The 22,742-nt window shown below is 52.7% G+C and carries 20 protein-coding genes, 1 pseudogene, 1 riboswitch and 1 other annotated feature; of the genes and pseudogenes, 7 read left to right on the top strand and 14 right to left on the bottom strand.

All coding sequences use genetic code 11. From position 1 onward, the window contains the following. Window positions 1–24: 24 nt before the first annotated feature. From NST37_RS10200 to metH, 6 genes and pseudogenes are all read right to left on the bottom strand, one after another. Window positions 25–666: an NAD(P)-dependent oxidoreductase gene (locus tag NST37_RS10200; protein ID WP_024985168.1), complete on the bottom strand. Its 642-nt coding sequence runs from the start codon at window positions 664–666 to the stop codon at window positions 25–27. A gap of 163 nt (window positions 667–829) precedes the next feature. Continuing rightward, entirely contained in the window at window positions 830–1,270 is a 441-nt protein-coding gene (locus NST37_RS10195) for an Rrf2 family transcriptional regulator (protein WP_003387384.1), read from the bottom strand. Between the two features lie 32 nt (window positions 1,271–1,302). After that, window positions 1,303–1,890 (bottom strand): annotated as a pseudogene (locus tag NST37_RS10190) (histidine phosphatase family protein). Between the two features lie 28 nt (window positions 1,891–1,918). Continuing rightward, a complete protein-coding gene (locus NST37_RS10185; RefSeq protein WP_024985159.1) occupies window positions 1,919–2,440 on the bottom strand; it encodes an AAA family ATPase in 522 nt (173 codons plus the stop codon). Between the two features lie 231 nt (window positions 2,441–2,671). Next, window positions 2,672–4,540, bottom strand: a complete 1,869-nt coding sequence (locus tag NST37_RS10180; RefSeq protein ID WP_339186630.1) for a bifunctional homocysteine S-methyltransferase/methylenetetrahydrofolate reductase — start codon at window positions 4,538–4,540, stop codon at window positions 2,672–2,674. Window positions 4,541–4,572: 32 nt separating this feature from the next. Beyond that, window positions 4,573–8,019, bottom strand: coding sequence for a methionine synthase (metH, locus tag NST37_RS10175; protein WP_339186629.1), 3,447 nt, complete (start codon window positions 8,017–8,019; stop codon window positions 4,573–4,575). A 101-nt stretch (window positions 8,020–8,120) separates the two neighbouring features. Then, a riboswitch (SAM riboswitch) is annotated at window positions 8,121–8,221 on the bottom strand. Between the two features lie 199 nt (window positions 8,222–8,420). On the opposite strand from metH, the gene NST37_RS10170 reads away from it, so the two are divergent. From NST37_RS10170 to argS, 4 genes are all read left to right on the top strand, one after another. Then, the gene (locus NST37_RS10170) at window positions 8,421–8,525 is read left to right on the top strand and encodes a YjcZ family sporulation protein (RefSeq protein ID WP_003387390.1); all 105 of its coding nucleotides are present in this window, start codon (window positions 8,421–8,423) and stop codon (window positions 8,523–8,525) included. A 167-nt stretch (window positions 8,526–8,692) separates the two neighbouring features. Then, window positions 8,693–9,553, top strand: a complete 861-nt coding sequence (locus tag NST37_RS10165) for an AraC family transcriptional regulator (protein WP_122957735.1) — start codon at window positions 8,693–8,695, stop codon at window positions 9,551–9,553. A 96-nt stretch (window positions 9,554–9,649) separates the two neighbouring features. Then, window positions 9,650–10,129 carry a hypothetical protein gene (locus tag NST37_RS10160; RefSeq protein WP_031931765.1) on the top strand — a complete coding sequence of 160 codons (480 nt, stop codon included), beginning with the start codon at window positions 9,650–9,652 and terminating at the stop codon, window positions 10,127–10,129. Window positions 10,130–10,171: 42 nt separating this feature from the next. Beyond that, window positions 10,172–10,420: a binding site (T-box leader), on the top strand. 57 nt (window positions 10,421–10,477) lie between these two features. After that, window positions 10,478–12,193 carry an arginine--tRNA ligase gene (argS, locus tag NST37_RS10155; protein WP_003387393.1) on the top strand — a complete coding sequence of 572 codons (1,716 nt, stop codon included), beginning with the start codon at window positions 10,478–10,480 and terminating at the stop codon, window positions 12,191–12,193. Window positions 12,194–12,394: 201 nt separating this feature from the next. Here argS and NST37_RS10150 read toward each other — a convergent pair whose 3' ends face one another. Next, window positions 12,395–12,793, bottom strand: coding sequence for a hypothetical protein (locus NST37_RS10150; RefSeq protein ID WP_003387394.1), 399 nt, complete (start codon window positions 12,791–12,793; stop codon window positions 12,395–12,397). Between the two features lie 39 nt (window positions 12,794–12,832). Then, window positions 12,833–13,714: a deoxyribonuclease IV gene (locus NST37_RS10145; RefSeq protein ID WP_003387395.1), complete on the bottom strand. Its 882-nt coding sequence runs from the start codon at window positions 13,712–13,714 to the stop codon at window positions 12,833–12,835. A gap of 255 nt (window positions 13,715–13,969) precedes the next feature. Between NST37_RS10145 and NST37_RS10140 the strand changes: the two genes are divergently transcribed. From NST37_RS10140 to NST37_RS10130, 3 genes are all read left to right on the top strand, one after another. Further along, window positions 13,970–14,482: a GNAT family N-acetyltransferase gene (locus tag NST37_RS10140; RefSeq protein ID WP_003387396.1), complete on the top strand. Its 513-nt coding sequence runs from the start codon at window positions 13,970–13,972 to the stop codon at window positions 14,480–14,482. Window positions 14,483–14,614: 132 nt separating this feature from the next. Next, on the top strand, window positions 14,615–15,208 hold the full coding sequence (locus tag NST37_RS10135; protein WP_024985154.1) for a TetR/AcrR family transcriptional regulator: 594 nt from the start codon (window positions 14,615–14,617) through the stop codon (window positions 15,206–15,208). A 62-nt stretch (window positions 15,209–15,270) separates the two neighbouring features. Further along, on the top strand, window positions 15,271–16,551 hold the full coding sequence (locus tag NST37_RS10130) for an MFS transporter (RefSeq protein ID WP_003387400.1): 1,281 nt from the start codon (window positions 15,271–15,273) through the stop codon (window positions 16,549–16,551). A 133-nt stretch (window positions 16,552–16,684) separates the two neighbouring features. Here NST37_RS10130 and NST37_RS10125 read toward each other — a convergent pair whose 3' ends face one another. The 6 genes from NST37_RS10125 to NST37_RS10100 form a co-directional block, all read right to left on the bottom strand. Continuing rightward, on the bottom strand, window positions 16,685–17,539 hold the full coding sequence (locus NST37_RS10125) for a universal stress protein (RefSeq protein ID WP_327955980.1): 855 nt from the start codon (window positions 17,537–17,539) through the stop codon (window positions 16,685–16,687). A gap of 139 nt (window positions 17,540–17,678) precedes the next feature. Then, on the bottom strand, window positions 17,679–18,743 hold the full coding sequence (locus NST37_RS10120; protein WP_327955979.1) for an HD domain-containing phosphohydrolase: 1,065 nt from the start codon (window positions 18,741–18,743) through the stop codon (window positions 17,679–17,681). Between the two features lie 120 nt (window positions 18,744–18,863). Next, window positions 18,864–19,181 carry a hypothetical protein gene (locus tag NST37_RS10115; protein WP_003387403.1) on the bottom strand — a complete coding sequence of 106 codons (318 nt, stop codon included), beginning with the start codon at window positions 19,179–19,181 and terminating at the stop codon, window positions 18,864–18,866. Window positions 19,182–19,225: 44 nt separating this feature from the next. Then, window positions 19,226–20,782, bottom strand: coding sequence for a cation acetate symporter (locus NST37_RS10110; protein WP_031931757.1), 1,557 nt, complete (start codon window positions 20,780–20,782; stop codon window positions 19,226–19,228). Between the two features lie 80 nt (window positions 20,783–20,862). Then, on the bottom strand, window positions 20,863–22,389 hold the full coding sequence (locus NST37_RS10105; protein WP_024985150.1) for a cation acetate symporter: 1,527 nt from the start codon (window positions 22,387–22,389) through the stop codon (window positions 20,863–20,865). Then, complete coding sequence (locus NST37_RS10100; protein WP_003387406.1) at window positions 22,386–22,736, bottom strand: DUF485 domain-containing protein; 351 nt, start codon at window positions 22,734–22,736, stop codon at window positions 22,386–22,388. Before NST37_RS10100 ends, NST37_RS10105 begins: the two co-directional genes overlap by 4 nt. Window positions 22,737–22,742 lie beyond the last annotated feature (6 nt).

Below are 22,742 nucleotides of genomic sequence, written 5' to 3'. Positions count from 1 at the left end.
TGACTTTGGTTTCGCGGCTGCGAATCACTCTGATTCGGACGAAACCGTAAAACGCTCGTTTCGATGCTGCGGATTCTCGATTTCATCCAGTACTGCAATCGCAAAGTCCGCATAGCTTACATAGCTTTGCCCTTTCGCATTCACCAAAAGATGATCTTTTCCTTTTTGGTAAGCTCCGGTTCTCTTCCCTTGCGGATCAAAAAAGGCGGATGGACTGATAAACGTCCATTGGATGCCCGTAGATTGCTGCAAGTCCTCCAGGTTCTTTCCTTGGTTTTGCGCGGTCGCCAGATACTCCTTCGGAAAGTCCGGCGTTTCCATGACACGTGTTGTCTTTGCCTCGTCGACGAACAGGCTTCCTGCTCCGCCGACAACGATCAGTCTTGTAGATGGGGCAGCTTTCAACGCTTCGATCAATACTCTGCCTGCTTCAACATGGAGATGCTCACTGCCCGGCGCTGCACCGAATGCATTTACCACCACATCAAAAGCTTTCAGGTCCTCTGCAGTCAATTGAAAAACATCTTTCTCCAAGACGGCCGTCTTTGGCGCTGTCAGCTTGGATGCATTTCTCACGATTGCCGTAACCTCATGGCCTCTTTCAATCGCTTCTTTCGCAATGAGGCTCCCCGCTTTCCCTGTGGCACCGATTACTCCGATTTTCATTATGATTTCCTCCTACCATTTTTTATTAGCGTAACCATAAAAAAATGATTGTTGCGGATGAGGATTTGCCATCAGCAATACCATCCGGTCGAAACGAAAGGAAGGATGGATGCATCGTTGTAACGTTGTAAACCACAACATTACAACCAGTCTAAAAAAAAAATCATTTAGCACCGCTCTTTATCTTTTGCGTGAGCTGATTCACTACCTCGTCCACCGTTATATCTGCCAGGAACTGCTCCATTACATTTTGGGCGCGGGTAAATATGAGCTGCAGGACGGCTTGTATGTTCGCTCCGACCGGACAATCCGGGTTTGGCTGCTCATGCAGGTGAAAGAGCTGGTCTTCCTCAACTACGTCAACCGCTCGAAAGACATCCAGCAAACTGATTTCATCCAGACCTTTCAACAAGTAAGCTCCGCCAGTTCCGGCGCGGACATTGACCAATCCCGCTTTTTTTAGCTGTCCCAATATCCTGCGAATCGTTACAGGGTTTGTATTTACACTCCCTGCAATCCATTCTGAAGTTCCATGTGCATCCTTGGCGATTGCCAGCAAAGACAGGATGTGGACAGCAATGCTGAATCGACTGCTAATTTTCATTTTGTTTCATCCTTCCGTTGTAATCATTATAGCTACAACGAATTCCAAATGTCAACACTGTCTTTGCGTCTCCACAGCCTGGTGACCTCTTTCAGCTCTGATCCATCAAAGGACAGCTTGTATATATCCGGCATATCGAGCTGTTTCCAAAAATCAAAACCGTAGCGGCTGTCAAAACCATTCATAATCAACACCATGAGATTGCCATGGGTGCCGATTACGATATTTTTCCCTTTTAGTCTGCGTAAAACTCATTTAATGGCCTTTACTCCGCGATCCTGCGCCGCTTTATTGGACTCCCCTCCATCCCAGGAAAACCCCTCGTCTTCCCAAACTCGCGTGATCGCAGCATGAAAATCCTCCACGGGTTTCTCGCTCAACACTCTCTCCTTGAAGTCTTCCTCGATCACGATTTCCTTCTCAAGGCTTACGGCAATCCCTTCAACTGTTTGAATGGCTCGCCGGTATGGACTTGAAAGCACGTGGTGAATATTCTCTTTTTTTAACAGCTCACTCACTGCTTGGGCATCGCGCAAGCCTTTTTCCGACAACGGTCTTGTCCGCTCCTCCGGCGTATAATCGGAATGGGCATGTCTTACGAAAAAGATATTGGTTCGCATCGTCTCTCACCTGCATGATCATCAGTAATTACTGTTTTGTGCCGAAGTATTTCTCCATCTCGCTGTTATCCTTCAGAACGACCAATTTTTCGCTGTATCGACCCAACATTTTTTCAATTTCCGGCTTGCTCTCGTTCTCAAAATGGGCATTCCAGACAAACATGTTGCGAAAAATCCGGAAAGTAGGCTTGTAGTTTGCCCGCTCCAGCCCAAGCTTTTGCCGGACAAACCTTTTGATGATCCGAAAAGTCCTTGTGCGATAGCTTGTATCTAAAAAGATAATCAAATCGGCCCGCTCAAAGCTTGGGTGTACCCATTTATGGTGTACGCCTTCGACAATCCAAACGTCCGCGCTTGTGATCTCGCCCAGAAGCTCGTCTCTTTCCTCGTCCGTTCTTCTTACATCTCCCGTTTTAAACCGCTTCCAGACAACGTTGTCCAATTCGTAAAACGGAACATCCAGTTTGGCTGAAAGCAATCGTGCCAAAGTTGTTTTTCCGCTTCCGACAGAGCCGATAATATGGATTTTGGTTGGACCTTTTTTAGCCATGAGACCACCGTTTTTGCCATTATTTTTTAACCTATCTTCTCCGCAAGCGTCGCTTTTTCCTTTACCTTTTACGCCCGTCCTGTTACCGGCAGCACGCGATTCCAAGAAACCTGCCTCGATAAACCGTCTGTGTTCTTTTTTCCCCTCTGACAAAAGCAGAACCCTTGCTCTCGAATGCCGAAATGATCGGTCCGCCAAACAAGGGCTCCTTATTACATTGCATGCTGCCTGTCAGGCCTGGGCAGAAGCTTGCAGCAGGCTGCTCTTTTGCCGTACGTACTGGATCAGCTCTACACTCATTGCGTAATAGTTGAACGGCGTAATCAGATAGATGCCATTGAAGATCGGGATTGCTGCGTCGAGCAATTCTTTTGCCATCTTGATCCCCTCTTGTCTGGCCTCCTCGCCTTGCACCTTGCGCATGCGCGCCAGCGCTTCGTCCGAGAGCTTGATCCCCGGCACTTCATTGTGCAGGAACTCGGCATTCCGCTGGCTGGTCAGCGGCATGATGCCGATGAAGACCGGGATGTTGATGTGCTTCGTCGATTCGTAGACAAGCCGGATCGCTTCCGCATCGTAGACAGGCTGCGTCATGATAAAATCGGCACCGGCCTCCACTTTTTTCTCCAACCGTTTGATCGCCGCGTCGATCTGGCGAACATTCGGGTTGAAGGCTGCGCCCACGATAAACTGCGCCTTCTGTTTCAGCGGACGTCCCGAGAAGGATATGCCTTCATTCAGCTGCTTCACCATGCGGATCAGATCAAATGACGTGACATCGAACACCGAGCTGGCCCCTGGCAAATCCCCGAACCGGGACGGGTCCCCGGTCACGACAAGAACCTGGTCAATGCCGAGAGCGTGCAAGCCCATCAGATGCGATTGCTGCCCGATCAGGTTGCGGTCGCGACAGGCGATGTGAATCAGCGGATCCATCCCGTACTGGCTTTTCATGATCGCGCCGAGCGCCATATTGCTCATCCGCACATTGGCCAGCGAGTTGTCGGCCAGCGTTATCGAATCGGCCCCGGCCTTGTGCAATTCACAGCACCCTTGCAGGAAGCCCTCGGTATCGAGGTCCTTCGGCGGGTCGAACTCGACGATAATCGTCGTACCTGTTTTCACTCGCTCGACGATGCTGGGCTTTTGTCTGTCCCTGACATTGTAAGACGACAGGGAGGGCCGTTCATTTTCCGTCTCCGAAGGATTCACCCTCACCTGCGGTGCGAGTCCATGCAGCGCGTCGGCCATCGCCTTGACGTGCTCCGGCGTCGTACCGCAGCAGCCCCCCAAGAGACGGACGCCTTGTTCTCTGAGCCGCTTTGCGCTTTCCGCAAAATACTCCGGCGAAGACTTATACGCGTACTCTCCATCGGTCAAGCCGAGCCGTCCCGCATTGGGAAACGCGGAAAGAAGCGCCCCCTCCGGCACCTGGACCCGCTCGTATGAACGCAGGATTTCGGCCGGACCCAAGCGACAGTTCAAACCGACGATGTCAGCTCCAGCCTTTTGAAGCAGCGAGAACGCCTCTGTCAGGGTGTAGCCATCGCGTGTACGGCCCACCTCCAGCGTTGCCAGTTGGCAGATCAGCGGCCGATCTGTCAGCGGACGGATGACGTCGATTGCCAGCAGCAGCTCCTCGACATCGAGGAACGTCTCCAGAATCAGACCGTCGACACCTGCATGGATCAGGGCAATTGCTTGCTCTTCGAACTGGTCGCGAAACTCATCCATCGCCTTCTGTCGGACCCGCCCCGCCAGAATCGAGCCAATGCTGCCGACCACAAAGGCATCTGCCTTCGCTGCTTCGCGGGCAATCGCCACAGCAGCCCGGTTGATCCGCGTCACTTTATGCTCCAGGCCATAACGGGACAACGCATCCCGATTGGCACCGAATGTGTTTGTTTCCAAAAGCCGCGCACCGGCGTCGTAATACGCCTTGTGCACATCATGCACGAGCTGGGGGTTGGAGAGGCACAGCTCTTCGAAGCTGACGCCGACCGGCACACCTGTCCGGTACAGCTGCGTCGCCATCGCCCCATCCCCGATCAGCAGATTGTCTTGCAAATATACGCGCAAATCTTTTTTATTCGCTGACAAAATCCATCCCTTCTCTCCATAACATCTCGACCTTACAATTCAAAAACGGATGGGCCCGCATTGAAATACCGCGCCTCCGGATGAGAAAACACCATCGCTGTTACAGAGGCCTCTGGTTCCATCATGAAGCCTTCCGTCAACTGAATGCCGATGTCCTCCGGCCGCAGCAGGCGGAATAACTGGGCCTGATCTTCGAGGTTGGGGCATGCCGGGTATCCGAAAGAAACGCGGATGCCCTGATAACGCGCGCCGAATCTCTCCAGCATCGTCATTTCCGCAGGGTCCGGGAAGCCCCAGCTATCCCGCATCACGTGATGAACCCGCTCGGCAAATGCCTCGGCCAGCTCCAGCGCCAGCGCCTGCAAGACGTGGGATCGGAGATAGTCGCCCTTTTGTTTCAAACGTTCCGATTGTTCTCGAATGCCGCTGCCCGCCGTGACCGCCAGGAATCCGACATAGTCCATTTCGCCGCTTTCCACGGGCCGCAGGAAGTCCGACAGACAAAGGTACGGCTCCTCTGGCTGGCGCGGGAACCGGAAGCGTTCCAAGACCCGCGAATGATCCTTGGCGTCGTAGATCAAGATCTCGTCTCCATTCGCCTGTGCGGGGAAGAACTGATAGATCCCGTTTGCTGTTATCGAGCCTGCCTGTACTGCTTCCGCAAGCAGCTCCTGCACCAGATCGTGAAGCTCCGTCACCTTCTCGTCTCCGCTCTCCAGCAATTTGTCTACATTTCCGCGAACGCCGAGATGCTTTCCGAGCAGCATCCGCAAATTGAGATACGGCCGGAGATGGCTCAGCGGATAGTTGCGGAGCACGTGCCGTTCACAATCGGGCGGGAGGTAGATCGGCTGTGTGCGGCTGACGGCGGAACGCTTCGGTTTGGACGGTTTTTCAACTTCGGGCGGGGCCTGGGCAGAAGCCGCAGCCTCGATTGCCTCCTGCTGCTCGGCCCGGAGCTTTTCTCTTGCTTCCGGGTCCTGCAGTCGATTAAACAGCTCCAGCCCGTCCATTGCATCCTTGGCGTACAGAACGATTCCTTTGTATTCGGGTGCAATCCGGTTGGACGTAAATTTACGTGTCAGTGCCGCTCCGCCTACCATCAGCGGCACGTCGATGCCAGCCTCGCGCAAATCCTGCGCGGTAATGACCATTTGCTGGGCCGATTTGACCAACAGACCGGACAGACCGATCGCATCCGGCTTCTCTTCGCGGCAAGCGGCGATCAGCTGCTCCGGCGGAACCTTGATCCCCAGATTGACGACTTCATAGCCGTTGTTGGAAAGGATGATCTCTACCAGGTTTTTTCCGATATCGTGGACGTCGCCTTTTACGGTGGCCAGCAAAATCTTCCCTTTTGCCGCCGACTCCGTTTTTTCCATAAACGGCTCCAGGAATGAAACGGATGCTTTCATTACTTCGGCGCTCTGTAGTACTTCGGCCACGATCAGTTGATTGCTGTTGAACAGGCGGCCCACTTCTTCCATCCCGGTCATCAGCGGCCCGTTGATAATTTCCAGCGGCACGTATTTTTCCAAAGCAAGCTTCAAATCTTCTACCAGTCCGTCTTTGGAGCCTTCGACGACATACCGCGCGAGTCTCTCTTCCAGTGGAAGCGAGGACACCTCGACTTTGGCTTCCTTTTTCTTTTGCCGGTAAAAATCGGTAAAGGAGGCAAGCGTTTCGTCCTTTGTCTCGAACAAAAGAGCTTCAGCCAGCTTTCTCTCTTCTTCAGGGATGGAAGCATAGCGCTCCAGCTTCTCCGTATTGACGATGGCATAATCGAGACCAGCGACTGTCGTATGGTAGAGGAAAACGGCATTCAGCACTTCCCGACCTGCGGCCGGAAGACCAAACGACACGTTGCTGACGCCGAGAATGGTCTTGCACTCGGGCATCGCTTCTTTGATCAGGCGAATGCCTTCTACTGTCGCCTTGGCAGAGCCGATGTACTGTTCGTCTCCTGTACCGACAGGAAACACGAGCGGGTCGAAGATGATGTCCCGCGGATTGACGCCAAACCGGTTTACCAAAAGGTCATAGGAGCGTTTTGCCACTTCCAGCTTTCGCTCGGCGGTGACAGCCATGCCGGTCTCGTCGATAGTTCCGACGACAACTGCGGCCCCGTATCTGTGGATCAAGGGCACGACTTGCTCGAACCGTTCGAGCCCGTCTTCGAGGTTGATCGAGTTGAGAATCGCTTTCCCTTGGGAATATTTCAACCCCAGCTCCATGACGCGCGCATCCGTGGAATCGATCATGAGAGGCGCCTTTACTTTTTTCACAATATATTGAAGGAATTTTTCCATATCGCCGTACTCGTCGCGGTCCGGGTCGGCCAGACAAATATCGATGACATGAGCCCCCCGCTTCACCTGTGCCCTTGCGATATCGGAAGCCTCCTCGTATTGTCCGGCTGCGATCAGATCGCGAAATTTCTTGGACCCGATGACGTTCGTGCGCTCCCCGACCAGCAGCGGGCGGTTGTCCTGTTCCACGTAGACGACATCGATCCCGGACACGGCGCTGACTGCATGCTCTTGCCGGGCACGCGGCTTGCAGTCTTTCAAGGCTTCGGCCATCGCCCGGATGTGGTCGGGCGTGGTTCCGCAGCATCCGCCCGCCACATTGAGCCATCCTTGCTCGGCAAATGCCTTGACTTTTGCCGCCAGCCCTTGCGGAGTTTCGTGATAGTGGCCGTTCTCGTCCGGGAGACCGGCATTGGGATAACAGCTCACGGCACAGTCTGCAAGACCGGATAGCGTGCGGATATGGTCGCGCATGAACTCGGGACCGGTCGCACAGTTCAGCCCGATGCTGACAGGCTTGAGGTGCTCAAGCGAGACGTAGAACGCTTCGATGTTTTGTCCCGCCAGCGTCGTGCCCATCGGCTCAATCGTCCCCGAAAGCATGACCGGCACTTCCGTCCCCAGCTCATCAAAAGCCTTGCGTATGCCGATGCCGCCCGCTTTTACGTTCAGCGTATCCTGCGAGGTTTCCAGAAGCAGCACATCCGCTCCCCCGATCAAAAGCCCTTTTGCCTGGCGGTAATACGACTCGACCAGCTCGTCAAAGGTGACCCCGCCCGTCAAAGAAAGCGTCTTGGTCGTCGGGCCCATCGCCCCTGCCACAAAGCGAGGCCACTCAGGCGTGGAATAGGCATCTGCGGCCTCGCGAGCGATTTTGGCAGCGGCGATGTTGATCTCCAGGTCCTTTTCCGCCACGTCATACTCGGCCAGGACGATGGACGTAGCGCCAAATGTATTCGTCTCGATAATATCGGCACCCGCCTCCAGGTACTTTTCATGGATCGAGCGGATGACGTCCGGCCGGGTCAGGTTCAACAGCTCGTTACAGCCGTCGTATTCCTCTCCGCCGAAGTCCTCGGCAGTCAGGTTGGCTTGCTGCAGCATTGTTCCCATCGCGCCGTCCAGTATCAGAATTTTTCGGTAAAGCTGTTCGCGAAAATTCGGTTTCATGGCAGACTCCTTTTCTCAAAGCAGATCATCTCAGATAAACAAAAAACCTCTTCTGTGTGCAGAAGAGGATTTGTCCGCGAATACGATACGCCTGACGCATCCTCTCATCTTTCAAAGCACACGGCTTTGCTGGAATTGGCACCTGAAAATTCCGGTTGCCGAGGCTTCATCGGGCCAGTCCCTCTGCCTCTCTGGATAAGAGATGTCGCTTTTTTATTCGATTCGTTCCAGTAATTGCAAGGTTTGAAAGTATCTTAACACCCCCCCTCCCCCGCGTCAATGAAGAAATTGTCCGTATCCACGCAAGTCCGGCGCCCATATTTGCCCCATATAGTCAATCGCCCACACTCTTCATGACTCCCGTGTATAGACTAAAGCATATCGGAAAGGAGGAAAACGACATGAGTACATCCTACTGCGGAAACAATATCTTCGGTGACAGCTTCGCCCTAGTGCTCGTTCTGTTTATCCTGCTGGTCATCGTAGGGTGCAATAACGACTGCTAAGCAGCTGCTTGAAAAAGGGGCCTGGAATCCAGGCTTCTTTTTTCTTGTCCAACAGGTGCACTTTGAAGAAATCAAGCAATCACTTGCCAAATCGGCACAGATTATCAAAAAACATCGTCTTCCCGGCTGTACAATAGGAGTAGCACATCTGGGAAATGGAGGCAGGTATGGATCACTACGAGCGGATTCAATGCGCAATCGAATTTATCGAAAAGCATCTTCAAGAGGAGGTGAATATCGCGGATATTGCCGCGGAAGCCTGTTTTTCCGCCTTTCATTTTCAACGGCTGTTTCAAGCGATCTCCGGTTTTTCGGTTCACGAGTACATACGAAAAAGAAGGCTGAGCGAGGCCGCCGTTTTGTTGAAACAGACGCAAACAAGCATCCTTGATCTGGCTATCGCCTGCCAGTACGGCTCCCAGGAGGCGTTTACCCGTGCTTTTGAAGCTACTTTCGGCATCACCCCGGCCAAGTTCCGAAAGGCGAACATACCTATTTTCCTGCAAAAGAAGCTGGATTTTTTGGATGATCAAAAACGAGCAAAGGGAGAAATAAGCATGAACAAACCAAACATTGTGCAATTAAACAGCATTGCCATCGTCGGGTACGCCTACAAGACAAATCTGAACAACAAACGCTACTTTGAGGACATTCCCCGCTTCTATGCCGATTTCGGAAGGAATGGACACTATATGCGGATTCCCAACAAAGCCGCCCCTGACATGGCATACGGCATTTCGTGCGATTTCCAGGATAACGGCGACTTTACGTTCATCGTCGGCGAAGAGGTAAAAAACTTGGATGGCGAGCTGGAGGATGGCTTTGTCCACTGTCTGCTTCCGGCAGGGAAATACGCCGAATTCAGGGTGATCGGCTCTGTCCAAAATACAAGAACCTATATTTACGGCACCTGGCTTCCGAATTCCAACTACGAGCGAAGAGAAGGACCTGATTTTGAAATAACCGATGTCCGCCAGTCCGTGTACCCGGATCAAATGAAAATAAAAATTTACATACCGATCGACTAGTGTTCCAGCTCCAGTCCGCCCGCTGTCCCCGCTCATTGTCAATCCATGCCCCTTTTGCTATGATGAGGTCGAAGCCAAGCAAAGGAGCGAAACGCTTTGGATCCACTACACCCTTGTGACAAGCACGAATTCCTATCGCGTATCGAAACGGTAAAAGAACTGGAACAAACCGACTTCGAGACATATTCTGTCGTGAAAGACAGCGAAAATGGCCAACACTATCTCCGGTATTCCTTTACACATATCAATCTGTCCGAAGGGGGCAGGCGCGACGAATTCGACCACTTCCTGCCGCTTGAATCGGACGATGTTCTCGCGATTCTGTTCGGAGAGCAGGCTTATCAGTTTCCGGACAACTGGAAAACCGCCTATCTTCGCAGCGGCACGGATGAGCGGCTGATGCCATTCGACCCGAGTGAAAATCACGATCTGGAAAAGGACGCCGAGGCGGAGTTGGCTTTGCTCGAGAAGCTGCAGCAGTTCAAGCAGCAATGGAATGCTGCCGAAGACAAAGAATCGCTGACCCGCGACCTGTTTCGCGATCTCGATGCGATCATAAAAAAAGCGGATGATTGAGTTGCGAAAGCCGCATCCTTTTCGCTATAATGGATGAATCATAAAGGATCGATGATGAGGAAAGTACTCCGTCAAAATGCCCAAGCGAGCCGGGGATGGTGTAAGCCCGGTGCAGGATGGCGGCAGGAATCGCACCTCGGAGATGCTGTCTGATTGCCCGGTTTATCTCTGGAGCAAGTAAGGCAGCCGGGTCTGCCCGTTATCGCAGAACAAAGCGGCTGTGCTGCCCGAAATGTAAAGGCTGCATGGCAAAAAGAGTGGCACCGCGGGAGAATACCTCTCGTCTCTTGATCAATCAGAGACGCAGAGGTTTTTTTATTTTTCATGATGAAGGGAGTTTGCATCACTATGAGTTACAAGCATCAAGTGGCTGAGATGATTTCTGCAGCCCTTTCCAAGCAAGGCGTAGATACGCTGGGGGCCGAGCAAGTGCGCAACATGCTGGAGACACCTCCGAATCCGGCCATGGGCGATATCGCCTTCCCTTGCTTTCAACTGGCAAAGGCACTTCGCAAAGCGCCTCCTGTGATTGCAGCCGAGCTTGCCCCGCTTATCTCGGGTACGCCGGTTCGCGAAGTCCAGGCAGCTGGCCCGTACGTCAATATTTTTCTCGATCAGCAAAGTGTCGCAGCAGAGGTAGTAGGCACCATCCTCTCCGCAGGAGCCGCTTACGGCAGCCGCGACATCGGCAAAGGGCGGAAGGTTCCGATCGATCTTTCTTCTCCCAACATCGCCAAGCCGTTTTCCATGGGGCATCTTCGCTCTACCGTGATCGGAAACGCGATTGCCAACATCATGGAAAAACACGGTTACCAGCCGGTCCGCATCAACCATCTGGGCGACTGGGGCACGCAGTTCGGCAAGCTGATCGTGGCGTATCGCCTGTGGGGCGACGAAGCAAAAGTAAAAGCGGAGCCGATCAAAGAACTGCTCAGCCTCTATGTGCGCTTCCACGAAGAAGCGGAGAACGATCCGTCTTTGGAGGATCAAGGGCGCGAGTGGTTTAAAAAGCTGGAGGACGGAGACGCAGAAGCGCTCCACCTGTGGCAGTGGTTCCGCGATGAATCTCTGAAGGAGTTCATGAAGATTTACGATCTGATGAACGTTTCCTTTGACTCGACACACGGCGAAGCATTTTACAACGACAAGATGGATCGCGTCGTCGCCATGCTGGAGGAAAAAGGCCTGCTGACGGAATCGGACGGCGCCATGGTCGTGACGCTGGATGAATACGACATGCCGCCAAGCCTGATCAAAAAATCGGACGGCGCCACGCTGTACGCGACGCGTGACCTTGCTGCTGCCCTCTACCGCCATGAAACCTACGACTTCGCCAAAGCGCTCTATGTCGTCGGAAACGAGCAACGCCTTCACTTCCAACAGCTCTACAAGGTACTGGAGAAAATGGGCTTTGAGTGGGCAAAGGAAATGCATCACATTCCGTTTGGCATGATGCTGAAGGACGGCAAGAAAATGTCCACGCGCAAGGGCAAGGTCGTCCTGCTGGAAGAAGTGCTGTCCCAGGCGATCGAAGACGTCAAGAAAGTGATCGAGGAAAAGAATCCTGGTCTCGCCAACAAGGAAGAAGTCGCCCGCCAGGTTGGCGTCGGGGCCGTCATCTTCCACGACTTGAAAAACTATCGTCTCAATGACATCAATTTCTCCTGGGAAGAGATGCTCACCTTTGAAGGCGAAACCGGTCCTTACGTCCAATACACGCACGCACGTGCTTGCTCCCTGCTGAGAAAAGGCGGCTATGTACCATCCGCAGCGGTAAGCTTGCCTCAGGATGCGCTGGACAGCAAGGAAGCCTGGGCAGTCGTTACGCTTCTGAATGCATTCCCGGAAGTGATAGACCGCGCTGCCAACGGCTTTGATCCTTCGCAAATCGGGAAGTACGTGATCGACCTCGCGCAGGCCTTCAACAAGTTCTACGCAAACGTCCGCATCCTGGCCGAGGAGGACGCTGTGAAAAATGCTCGTCTCCAGCTCGTAGCGGCTGTTGTTACGGTCTTGAAGGAAGGGCTCCGCATTCTCGGACTCGCAGCACCGGAAGAAATGTAAGAAAACAAGCAAAACCGCCGATGCATTATGGGATCAGTCCCATGCAATGCGTCGGCGGTTTTTTTTCGATTGCCGGCCTTCCATCCGGTGCTAGCCTTCCATCCGGCTTGTCAGGAGTCTTGTCGCGGGTCTGGTCCGGAACTTGTAAACGTACCCGCCCCTTTTAACAGTGCATGTCTTTGATCGGCCAGCGCTGCTTTTTTATTCTTCTTTCTTTGCATTTTTCCCAAACCAAGTCTTGCCCAGAAGCTCGACGACTTGTTTGGAGAGCGACACCGGCTGTTCCTTTTCATTTCCGGACGCATCCACGAGGCGGTACAGCATCGCCTTGTCATCGGCCGGGTCGGATTTGGTTTCCAGTGTGCAGTCTCCGATATTCCCTGCCTTGGTCCACTCTTCGATCATGATCTGATATTCGCCGGGGGCAAGCTCGATATAGTCATCCTCGGTTACATCAATGATGGCATAGCCATCGTGCTCAATTTCCGCATCGTATGTATGTCCGTTGGCTCCCTGGTAGAGGGCGAGCTCTTCGGGATTGTTCAGGTTTTCCTGCAGGGAAGAAAAATCTTCGATCGTTACTTTCACTCGTCTTTTCACGTATGTTCCTCCTTGGTTCGACACACAACTCTTCATTCCTCACTCTACCACACGGGTCGCTCCTTTTTCCACACCGAAGACTCCATCTCTCTGCTCTGCCAGCCGGCGAACCAGCGAAATTTCCTCCTGGTGACCTCCATCCGCCGGTGCCGGGGTTTCCAAAATGAACGGGATGTCCGCTAGCTCAGGAGTTTGCAGGAATGCTGCGAACGCCTCCAACCCGATCTCACCCTTGCCGATAGGAGCATGTCTGTCGCGGAAGGAGCCGCTCGGATAAACGGAATCGTTCAAATGAACAGCGACAAGTGATGAAAAATACCCCGCGTTTCGCATGTGAGCGCAAACCTCGTCCCAATCGTGTCCCCGCCAAAGCCCGCTGGCAAAAGCGTGACAGGTGTCCAGACAAAAACCCACCCGGTCAGGTGCCGCGAGCAAGGAACGCACCTGCACCAGCTCTTCGATGGTCGTCCCCATCCGGGTTCCCTGCCCTGCATTGTTTTCAAGCAGTATTTTCGCCTCTCCCCGCCAATCGCAGAGCAGTTCATCCAAAAGCCGGATCATCCGCTTGTATCCCTCGAGCGGGTCGCCACCCTTGCTGTGCCCGAAGTGAACGACTACACCGAGTGAACCGCATGCTTCCGCTATCTCCAGATCATTGCGGAGGTGTTCGACAGTCCGCTCGTATAGCTCCTCCTCTTCCACTGCAAGATTTGTCGGATACGACGTATGACCGATGGATAGCATGCCGTGTTCCTTTGCAAAGCGCCTGCACGAAGCTGCATCTTTGGCATCAAAGGTTTTTACGCCCATGCTCCTCGGATTCTTCGGGAAGTACTGAAAGCAGTTCGCTCCGATCGCCATTGCTGCCTTTGCCGCTCCTGCGTATCCGTTTCTGATACTGACGTGACAACCGACAAACATATTGCATCTCCTTCCCTCTGCTGATTAGTTGCAGTTTCCCCCACCTTTGTTTTTTTCAGTCTGCTGTCCTCTACGGGACCCGGTTTGTCATGCGCCTGCCTGTTGGATCATCTATCATTTTCGTTGCTTTTCCCCTGCAAGAAATGACTTGGGCTGAGGTCCTTATTTTGAGCAGTATTTGCAAGATTGACATTTCATTTTATTTCGATTAATATCCATCTTCAAATCCTATCAAAATGTTTCAGGAGGTACCCGATGCCGTCTCCATTTCCTGCTTCGAGCCAGCACCTGCTTTACTTTCCCGTAGAGGAGAGCGATTTCGATGAGCTGCTCTCCGTCTACAATTCCAACCCCGATTACATGGAGTATGCGTACGGCAAGCGGGAAGTCACTGTCCAAACAGTGGAATCGGACCACGCCGAGAATCTGGCGATGGAAGACTCCTACAGCATCTTGCTCCGTTCCCGCTCCACCCGCGATCTCGTCGGCATTGCCCAATTCATCCTGCGAAATCCTCGCGATGGCAATCCATGGCTCGGGCTCATCATGCTGCACAAGGACCACCAGGGAAAAGGATACGCTCAGCATTTTCTGGACACCTTGATTGCATGGTATAAAGAAAACGGCTACACGTCCCTTCATCTGGGCGTGTTGGATAAAAACCGAGGGGTAGTCCCGTTTTATGAAAAATGCGGATTCCGCGTCTATGAAGAACGGATGACCGAAAAGCTGGGACTGGTCATCTGCATGGCTTACGACATCAAATAGTGAGTGCAGCGGGAAATGTTGACTTTGACTTCGCATGGAAACGAAAAAGATGTATTTCCCTTGCCAAATCCGCGAAGTTGTTTTACCTTTAATCTATACCGAACGTTCAGTCTAGAAAAAGGAGTATCCGCCATGACACGCCGCCGTCTCGAAGGCGAAAAGACAAAGCAACATATCGCCGAAAAAGCAACAGAACTATTCGCCCAAAAGGGGTATGCCGCAACTTCCATCGAGGACATTTGCCTTGCAGCAGACGCAAGCAAAGGAAGTCTCTACTACCATTTCAAAAACAAGGAGCAATTGTTTCTCTATCTGCTGGAAAAGAATCAGCAGGAATGGGAAGAGAAATGGGCAAGGTACTCCGCTCCCTACCCCACAGCGACGGAGAAGCTGTATGCATTGGCTGACTTTTTCGTAGATGATTTTTTAAATCACCCGTTGAAAAAGGCTGCCGAGGAGTTCAGCGGCAGCAAGCTGGCTGAACCCGAAATTCTGGAGCAGGTCATCAATCTGACAAAAACAGCCCATCAAGTCTACATCCCCATTTTTGAAAAGGGCATTGAGGCAGGCGAGTTTGAAGCAGACGATCCGGCGGCCCTGGCCTATCTTCTGGACGGCTTTCTCAGCGGGGTATGCAGCGCAGCATACTACGACCACCCGGACCAGCTTCATACGTACATGCGAAAGTCTATTGATGTGTTCATAAAGGGGACGGGGAAAAAATAGCCCCTTTTTTTACGCTATCATTAGACCGACCGTTCGGTTTGCAAAAGTTAGGAGGAACCTGAATGAAGGAGCTTTGGCGCAATCGCGTCTTTCTCATCGTCTTTTCTACCGATTTGCTGGAAAACATCGGCGTCTGGATCCGAAACATGGCGCTGCTCTTCTTCGTCATGGAAATCAGCGGCAACAACCCGACCGCCGTCTCGCTGCTGACTGCTATCGAGTATGTTCCCATTTTGTTGTTCTCCGTGATCGGCGGGGCACTGGCAGACCGCTGGGACCCGAAGCGGACCATGATTTCCGCCAATCTCCTCAGCTCGCTCTCCGTCTGCGTGATTGCCGTACTGCTTTGGAAAGGCTATTGGTCCGCTGTTTTTTTCGCTACCTTTGTCTCCGCTGTCGTTTCCCAATTCTCACAGCCCGCTTCCGCCAAAGTCTTTAAGATACACGTTCCGGAAGAACAGGTAGGTTCCGCCATCTCTGTTTCCCAAAGCATGGGGTCGCTGTTTATCCTTTTTGGCCCGATCGTGGGGACGTTTGTCTATGAGGCTTCCGGCGTCTATGTCTCCTTGTTTGCGATGGCCCTCTTGTTTCTCTTGTCCGCGTTCATGCTCTTGGGTTTGCCCTCGTCAAAGCGCGCTTCTTCCGTTAGTGACTCTCATGAAAAAACCTCGCTTCTGGCTGAGATCAAGGACGGCATTCGCTACGTCAGGCACCACTCGCATCTTAGGGGGATTGTGTGGCTGTTTGCCATGCTTGGACTCGGCTCGGGTCTGATCAATCCGCTGGAGGTCTTTCTCGTGACAGACCGCCTGCAGCTTCCGAAAGAATCCATCCAGTGGTTTACGGCTCTGGAGGGTGTCGGCATGCTGCTCGGAGGCATCCTCGCCTCCGCCCTGCACAGGCAGTTAAACGGAAAGCTGGTCATTCACGGCGCCATTGTCTTTTTTGCCGTCTCGGTTGTCGTTGAGGCACTTTCCACCTCTGCTCCGCTGACTGGGACGATGCGCCTGCTTTCCGGAGTGCTGCTGGCATTTTTGCAAATTGTACTCAGCATGAAGATGATTCATTTGGTAGCGGAAGAGTACGTGGGGCGTGTGAATGGCACCATGACACCGCTCTTTGTGGCACTGGTAATGATCAGTTCGTTTGTGGCCGGCCCGCTCATGGAGTTGACCTCTCTGATCACGGTCTTCTGCCTGTCAGGCTTCTTCCTGCTGCTTGGCTCCCTCGGGGTCAACAAAATTATGGAGGCAGAACCGCCACAATCACAATCAAACCAAGAACAACAACATCCGCTCTCGAAACCGAAACACCAGCAGTCTCTTGAAACCGAGCAGTTGTAACGCCAACAATAAAAACAGACTGTCCGGGATATGAAATGCTCCCATCGAGCAAACAGGTTTCATTAGCCGCTGCTCGATGGGTAGTCTTCAATCCGTACAGCCTTCCCTTTGGTAGGATTACCCTGTATTTCCTTTATTTCACGACCAATAGAGGCGTTTTCGTCCGGTAAATCACCTTGAAGGTGACACTGCCCATCAGCGTTCCGGCAATGCCGCTCATGCCGTGGTGGCCGAGGACGATTACATCTGCTTCTGTCTCTTGGGCAACTTCCTTGATCAGGGTAGCCGGGTCTCCGATCAACACTTTGCTCTCGTAAGGGACCTGTGCTTGCTCAAACAGCTCCTCGTATGGACGGATCGTCTGTTTCCCCCACGATTCCAGTGTTGCTGTATCCTCCCAGCCAATCCCGTAAACGCCTGCGTAAGCGACCGGAGGAATCACCGCGGTCAGAAGAACAAACCGGGTGCCATCCTCTTTGCCCATCCGGATGGCTTGCTGCGCTGCCTTCATGGCGTGGTCGGAGCCGTCGACTGCGATCAGTACCGTTTTCCACTTGTCGTTGATCTTCGCCGCCTCGGGCACTAAAAATACGGGAATCTCCACATCGTGGATTGTTGGATAGCTGACGCTTTGCATCAAATAACCGGTCATCCGGCCATATCCGTGTGTCCCCATGACGACAGCCGTATGGCCTTCGCGAGCTGCTTCCACAATTGCCTCGTGCGGTTCTCCAAACTGAATATTCAGTTTGTACGGAACCTTTGCCTGCTCGACCAGCTCCACGATTTCTTTCAGGTCCTCTTTCGCTTCATCCAGCTGAAATTCTTGCACAGTCTTGTTTCCCAATTGATTGACAGCAAATCTGGATGAAAACGGTGGAATGACATGCAAGAGAGAGATTTCGTTATTTCCGTTCGTAAAAGCCAATGCAAACTTTACAGCTTGCAAAGACTGTGGAGTAGCATCTACCGGCACTAGAATCGACATTGTGCACCATCCTTTTCCTCGTCATCGGGCAATCGTGTCCGCCCTTTTCTGACTTCATTCTAGGAAAAACAAAGGATGGTGTATGTAGGGAAACTCCCCTATATCAGGCAAACTTTTCCCTGATTTCTGTCTGTTCGCCTTATTCCAATATGCCGGTAATAAATATCGTCGTCTCTTCGCTCAAGTCGACATCCCGAATCTCGTGGTCGTCCCCCACTCGCTCATTGACAACTCTGTCCTTGCGAATGATTCGAACCACTGGTCGCGAGGGCAATCCCCTGTTTTGATCAATCACGATCCCCACCTCTCCCGTGCTCAGCTTCAGGGATGTTCCTGTCGGATACATGGCAATTGTCCGCAAAAACTGAATGACCATCTGGTGGTCAAACCTTTTTTCTGCTAGTCCCATGATGCGCTCGCAAGCTTCATAAGGCGGGAGTGTCTCCTCTTCTTCAGAAAAGGGAGAGATAAAATTGTCGTATGCGTTGCAGATCGCGACGATTTTCCCGAACTCATGGATTTCGTGGCTCATCAGACCTCTGGGAACGCCGCTGCCATCTACCCACTCATGGTGCTGAAGGGCGATATGAGCAGAAACGATGCTCATCTCGTGCTTTTTGCGCAGCAGGTTAAATCCCGTCCACGTATGGTGATTCTCGATACTGTTTTGCTTGTAGGGCGAAGCGTCTCCCTCATCTTTGACGACTTTCCCGATGTCATGGAGCAAAGAGCCGATCGCCAGCTCCTTTAGTTGGTTGACGGAATATCCAAGTCCAACCCCCATGACGACAGCCATCATGCAAACATTCAGGGAGTGTATGTACAGGGCATTGTCATTCGTGCGAATTTCACCCAGGTTTAACAAAACTCGCCGGTTTCGCAAGGTCTCATCCACGATATTGTTGACGGATTTTTGGACTCCGCGCACATCGATTCCTTTTCCTGCCTGAATGCACTGGATCGCCGCGGACAAATTGCGGATGGCGTCTTTTCTCGTCGATTCGCTTAAAACTTCTTCTGTGTCCACGTCCTGCAGGTTTGGGTCCTTGAGACTTACCATCGTAACGCCAAAACGGCGCAATTTATTGATCATTCCAACGGTTAGCTGTACGTTGGCCTGCAACAAGGTCAGACCGTCGCTCGTATAAATGCTTCTGCCCAGGACATCGCCTGGCTCTACTTGATCGATGTTGACATATTTCATGGGGTCTTCCTCCTGCCTGCTCCCCTGCTGCTATTCCCACCTATCTTACCATGAAATAACCATCCGGTAGACTAGAAAACTTTCATGCAGCAAGCAAAAAAGACCCGCCAGACGGGTCTTTTAACTCTTTTCATGATCATCCATCTTCATAATACTGTAAGGGCCTCTGACCATCGTTACCTGGTCGCCCTGCTGGGTCATTTCCAGCTTGTGCAAAATATCTTCGAGAACAGCGGCACAGGTGAGAGTCAATTCACCAGTATGTACGGGCGTCTTGTAATACTGGCCGATCATCTCATAGCCTTTTCGCTTGTATGCCTCCGCATCGGTCTCATCCAGCGCCTCGCACAGCTCCTGGATCAATCCTACCAAGGAAATCCGGGCCTGCTCGTAGACATCCACCTCGGCAGATGTCCGAGTCTCTTTGTCCGTACTCATATCGCTTCCCCCCTGACCTATAGGGTGGGCCGGATTGCAGCAGATTATTCGCTTTTCGCTGCCACGCTGTGACGCAGTCCCTGCCGCGTGCCGGTGTGTGCCTGAAACAATACCGCATCGTAGTGATCGGACGCGCCGGGAGCCGGTCTGCTTGCAAGCGAACCGACGATGGCTCCGAAAAATCCGAGAGGGATCGAAACCACGCCGGGATTGGCGAGAGGAAACAGCGGTTCGGCGAGAATCATGCCGCTTTCGGGGTCCATGACCGACGGCCCGAGACAAACGAGGATGAGGGCGGACAGTGCCCCTGTGACAATCCCGGTCAACGCTCCCTGTAGGGTGAAACGGCGCCAGTAGATGGTAAAGAAGATCAGGGGAAAGTTGGCCGATGCCGCCACAGCAAAAGTCAGCGCCACGAGAATCGCAACATTCATTTTTTGCGCGCCAATCGCAAGCCAGATGGAAATCACTCCTACTCCCACCGAGGATAATTTGGCGACCCATACCTGTTCCCGTTCCGAAGCCATCCCATTGCGAATGATATGGCTGTACAAATCGTGGGCAAACGCCGATGAGGCCGACAGCACAAGACCTGTGACCACCGCGAGAATCGTCGCAAAAGCCACGGCCGAGATGTAAGCCATCAAAAATTCTCCGCCAAGCGCTTCCGCAAGCATCGTCACCGTCAGATTTCCTCCGAATCCGGCGTCCTGGATATATTCCCATCCGATAAAAGCAGATGCCCCGAAACCGAGCAAAATCGTCATCAGGTAAAACGCACCCATCACCCATGTCGCCGTAATGATGGATTGTCTGGTCGTGGGGGCATCTTTTACGGTAAACAGCCTGACGATGATATGCGGCAGTCCGGCTGTCCCCAATATGAGAGCCAGATTGAGCGAAAGGATGTCCAGCGGCTGGTTGAATTTGTTTCCCGGGTGCAAAAAGCGCTCTTTCATCGGTGTCGCTTCGCCGACATATACAAACAGCTCCGCCAGACTCCAGTGAAAGCGCGACAGGACGATCAGGCAGATGATCAGCGTCCCCGTCAACAGCAGAATCGCTTTGATGATTTGCACCCACGAGGTAGCCTCCATCCCGCCAAATACGACGTAGATGGTCATCAGTGTTCCCACGACCATCACCGCAGCAGCGTAATCAATGCCGAGCAGGTAGTGGATCAGCGCCCCCGCACCTACCAGTTGCGCAATCATGTAAAAGACTGTGATCAAAAGCGTGACGGCGGCAATCGCACCCCTCAGCCATTTGCTCTCAAACCGGACGGAAATCGCATCCGCCAGCGTATATTTGCCCAGATTGTGCAGCGGTTCCGCGATCAAAAACAGCATGACCAAATACGACACAAAGAAGCCGATCGCATAAAGAAAGCCGTCAAAACCGTACATTGCTATCGTCCCGGCGATTCCTAAAAACGAAGCGGCACTCATGTAATCTCCGGCGATGGCCACCCCGTTCTGAAGCCCGGTCATCCGGTTTCCCGCAGCGTAGAACTCTCTCGTATTGAATGTTCGGCTCGCCGCTGAATACGTGATGAACAGCGTGCCGATAATGACGCTGCAAAAAAAGATGACCGATGACATATCGCCGCTCCCCCGTTTCATAGGAAAGATGCCGGAGCCTCCCCCGACACCTTTCCGTTGCTTTTACAATTGTACAGAGACTACGCGGATTCCTTCATCCCGGTATTCGCTTTGACAACAATTTCATCGTATTTCGCATCGTCTTTGGTCTTCGAGAAGTAGGTACCCAGCCAGGCTGCAAGGAAACCGAGCGGAATCGAGACGATCCCCGGATTCGAGAGAGGAAACAGAGCTTCTCCGACCAGAATGGCCTTGCCCGCCTCCGGATTCCAGATGTTCGGGCTGAGGAAAACGAGGATCAGCGAGCTGAACAAGCCTACCAGCATACCGACAACAGCCCCGGTCGTATTGAATCGACGCCAGAAGATCGTGTAGATAATAACCGGCAAATTTGCGCTGGCGGCTACCGCAAAGGCAAGAGCAACGAGGAAAGCGACATTCAGCTTCTGCGCGAACAGGGCAAGCAGGATCGAGATGACCGAAACGCCGACAGAGGCCCATTTGGCCATGACCATCTGCTCTCTTTCCGTAGCCTTCCCCTGGCGAATGACATGGCCGTAAAAATCATGGGCAAACGCTGATGCAGCCGTGAGTACGAGACCAGCCACTACCGCCAGAATGGTAGCGAAGGCGACGGCAGACACAAACGCAAAGAGGAAATTGCCCCCTAGGAATTGGGCCAGCAACGGCGCTCCCATGTTTCCGGCAGGGTCCATCTTGTCCGCCCCGACAAATGCGGCTGCGCCGAATCCGAGGAAAATCGTCATGACGTAGAACAAGCCGATAATCCAGGTGGCGTACACAACAGATTTCCGCGCCGTCGGGGCGTCCTTTACCGTAAAGAACCTCATCAAAATGTGCGGCAGTCCGGCAGTACCGAGAACGAGCGCCAGATTGAGCGAAATCGTATCGAGGCCGTCCTTGAACTTGTTCCCCGGATTCAGGAACTTTTCGCCCAGCGGCGTTGCCGTTTTCATTTGCTCGAACATCTGCGTCACGCTGAAGTCAAACTTGGCAAACACCATTACGGAAATAATGAAGGTACCGGCCATCAGCAGAACCGCCTTGACGATCTGCACCCAGGAGGTTGCCGTCATGCCGCCAAACACGACGTAAACCGTCATCAGAACGCCTACGATCAGAACAGAGGTCGTGTAGTCGAGACCGAGCAGCAATTTGATCAGGGCGCCGGCCCCTACCAACTGGGCGATCATGTAAAAAATGGAGATCGCGATGGAGTTCAGAGCCGCTACTCCGCGGACCTGCTTGTTTTCAAACCGGGCCGCAATCATGTCCGCCATCGTGTACTTTCCGAGATTGCGCAGCGGCTCGGCTACGATGTACAGCACGACGAGATAAGCGACGAGAAAGCCGATACTGTAAAAGAAGCCGTCAAAGCCGGAGAGAGCAATCATTCCGGCGATCCCGAGGAAAGAGGCCGCGGACATGTAATCGCCGGCGATGGCAAGGCCGTTCTGCCAACCGGTCAGTCCTCCTCCCGCCGTGTAAAACTCGCTAGTGCTATTGGTCCGTTTGGAGGCGTAATACGTAATAACAAGCGTTAACACAACAATTGCCAAAAAGAGTAAAAATGCCATTACATTCATGCGCTTTTGCCTCCCGTCTCTTGCTTGATCTTCTCTACCAGCTCATCAAACTGCCGCGATTTCCTGGAATAGATGATGCACAGTCCCCAGGTCATGATAAATTGGCAGAAGGCAAATACCCAGGCCCAGGTAATCGCCCCGAAGGCGGGTTTGTTCAACACTTGAAAGTAGGAGGTCATGATGGGAAGAGTAAAGTAGAACAAGAAAAAGAAAATGGAGTAGGGTACGATGAATGCTTTTTTTCGTCTAAGCAGCTCCTGAAACGTCGCCGACCGGATGATAGACGTGTACTGGACAGACGTCTGCTTCTCAGACATGGCCTTCGCTGTCGAGCTTGTATTTCCCATTGTGGA

It is taken from the genome of Brevibacillus sp. FSL K6-6036 (assembly GCF_037964015.1).
Taxonomy (GTDB): domain Bacteria; phylum Bacillota; class Bacilli; order Brevibacillales; family Brevibacillaceae; genus Brevibacillus; species Brevibacillus borstelensis.
This window is presented reverse-complemented; position numbering and strand designations above follow the sequence as displayed.

What these genes read in the sequence shown, in the direction of transcription:
- NST37_RS10165 (WP_122957735.1), top strand. Translation starts at nt 8,693, where the DNA reads ATGGATCACTACGAGCGGATTCAATGCGCAATCGAATTTATCGAAAAG.
- NST37_RS10135 (WP_024985154.1), top strand. Translation starts at nt 14,615, where the DNA reads ATGACACGCCGCCGTCTCGAAGGCGAAAAGACAAAGCAACATATCGCC.
- NST37_RS10115 (WP_003387403.1), bottom strand. Translation starts at nt 19,181, where the DNA reads ATGAGTACGGACAAAGAGACTCGGACATCTGCCGAGGTGGATGTCTAC.
- NST37_RS10110 (WP_031931757.1), bottom strand. Translation starts at nt 20,782, where the DNA reads ATGTCATCGGTCATCTTTTTTTGCAGCGTCATTATCGGCACGCTGTTC.
- metH (WP_339186629.1), bottom strand. Translation starts at nt 8,019, where the DNA reads ATGAAACCGAATTTTCGCGAACAGCTTTACCGAAAAATTCTGATACTG.
- NST37_RS10120 (WP_327955979.1), bottom strand. Translation starts at nt 18,743, where the DNA reads ATGAAATATGTCAACATCGATCAAGTAGAGCCAGGCGATGTCCTGGGC.
- NST37_RS10185 (WP_024985159.1), bottom strand. Translation starts at nt 2,440, where the DNA reads ATGGCTAAAAAAGGTCCAACCAAAATCCATATTATCGGCTCTGTCGGA.
- argS (WP_003387393.1), top strand. Translation starts at nt 10,478, where the DNA reads ATGAGTTACAAGCATCAAGTGGCTGAGATGATTTCTGCAGCCCTTTCC.
- NST37_RS10195 (WP_003387384.1), bottom strand. Translation starts at nt 1,270, where the DNA reads ATGAAAATTAGCAGTCGATTCAGCATTGCTGTCCACATCCTGTCTTTG.
- NST37_RS10105 (WP_024985150.1), bottom strand. Translation starts at nt 22,389, where the DNA reads ATGAATGTAATGGCATTTTTACTCTTTTTGGCAATTGTTGTGTTAACG.
- NST37_RS10130 (WP_003387400.1), top strand. Translation starts at nt 15,271, where the DNA reads ATGAAGGAGCTTTGGCGCAATCGCGTCTTTCTCATCGTCTTTTCTACC.
- NST37_RS10170 (WP_003387390.1), top strand. Translation starts at nt 8,421, where the DNA reads ATGAGTACATCCTACTGCGGAAACAATATCTTCGGTGACAGCTTCGCC.
- NST37_RS10125 (WP_327955980.1), bottom strand. Translation starts at nt 17,539, where the DNA reads ATGTCGATTCTAGTGCCGGTAGATGCTACTCCACAGTCTTTGCAAGCT.
- NST37_RS10200 (WP_024985168.1), bottom strand. Translation starts at nt 666, where the DNA reads ATGAAAATCGGAGTAATCGGTGCCACAGGGAAAGCGGGGAGCCTCATT.
- NST37_RS10140 (WP_003387396.1), top strand. Translation starts at nt 13,970, where the DNA reads ATGCCGTCTCCATTTCCTGCTTCGAGCCAGCACCTGCTTTACTTTCCC.
- NST37_RS10145 (WP_003387395.1), bottom strand. Translation starts at nt 13,714, where the DNA reads ATGTTTGTCGGTTGTCACGTCAGTATCAGAAACGGATACGCAGGAGCG.
- NST37_RS10100 (WP_003387406.1), bottom strand. Translation starts at nt 22,736, where the DNA reads ATGGGAAATACAAGCTCGACAGCGAAGGCCATGTCTGAGAAGCAGACG.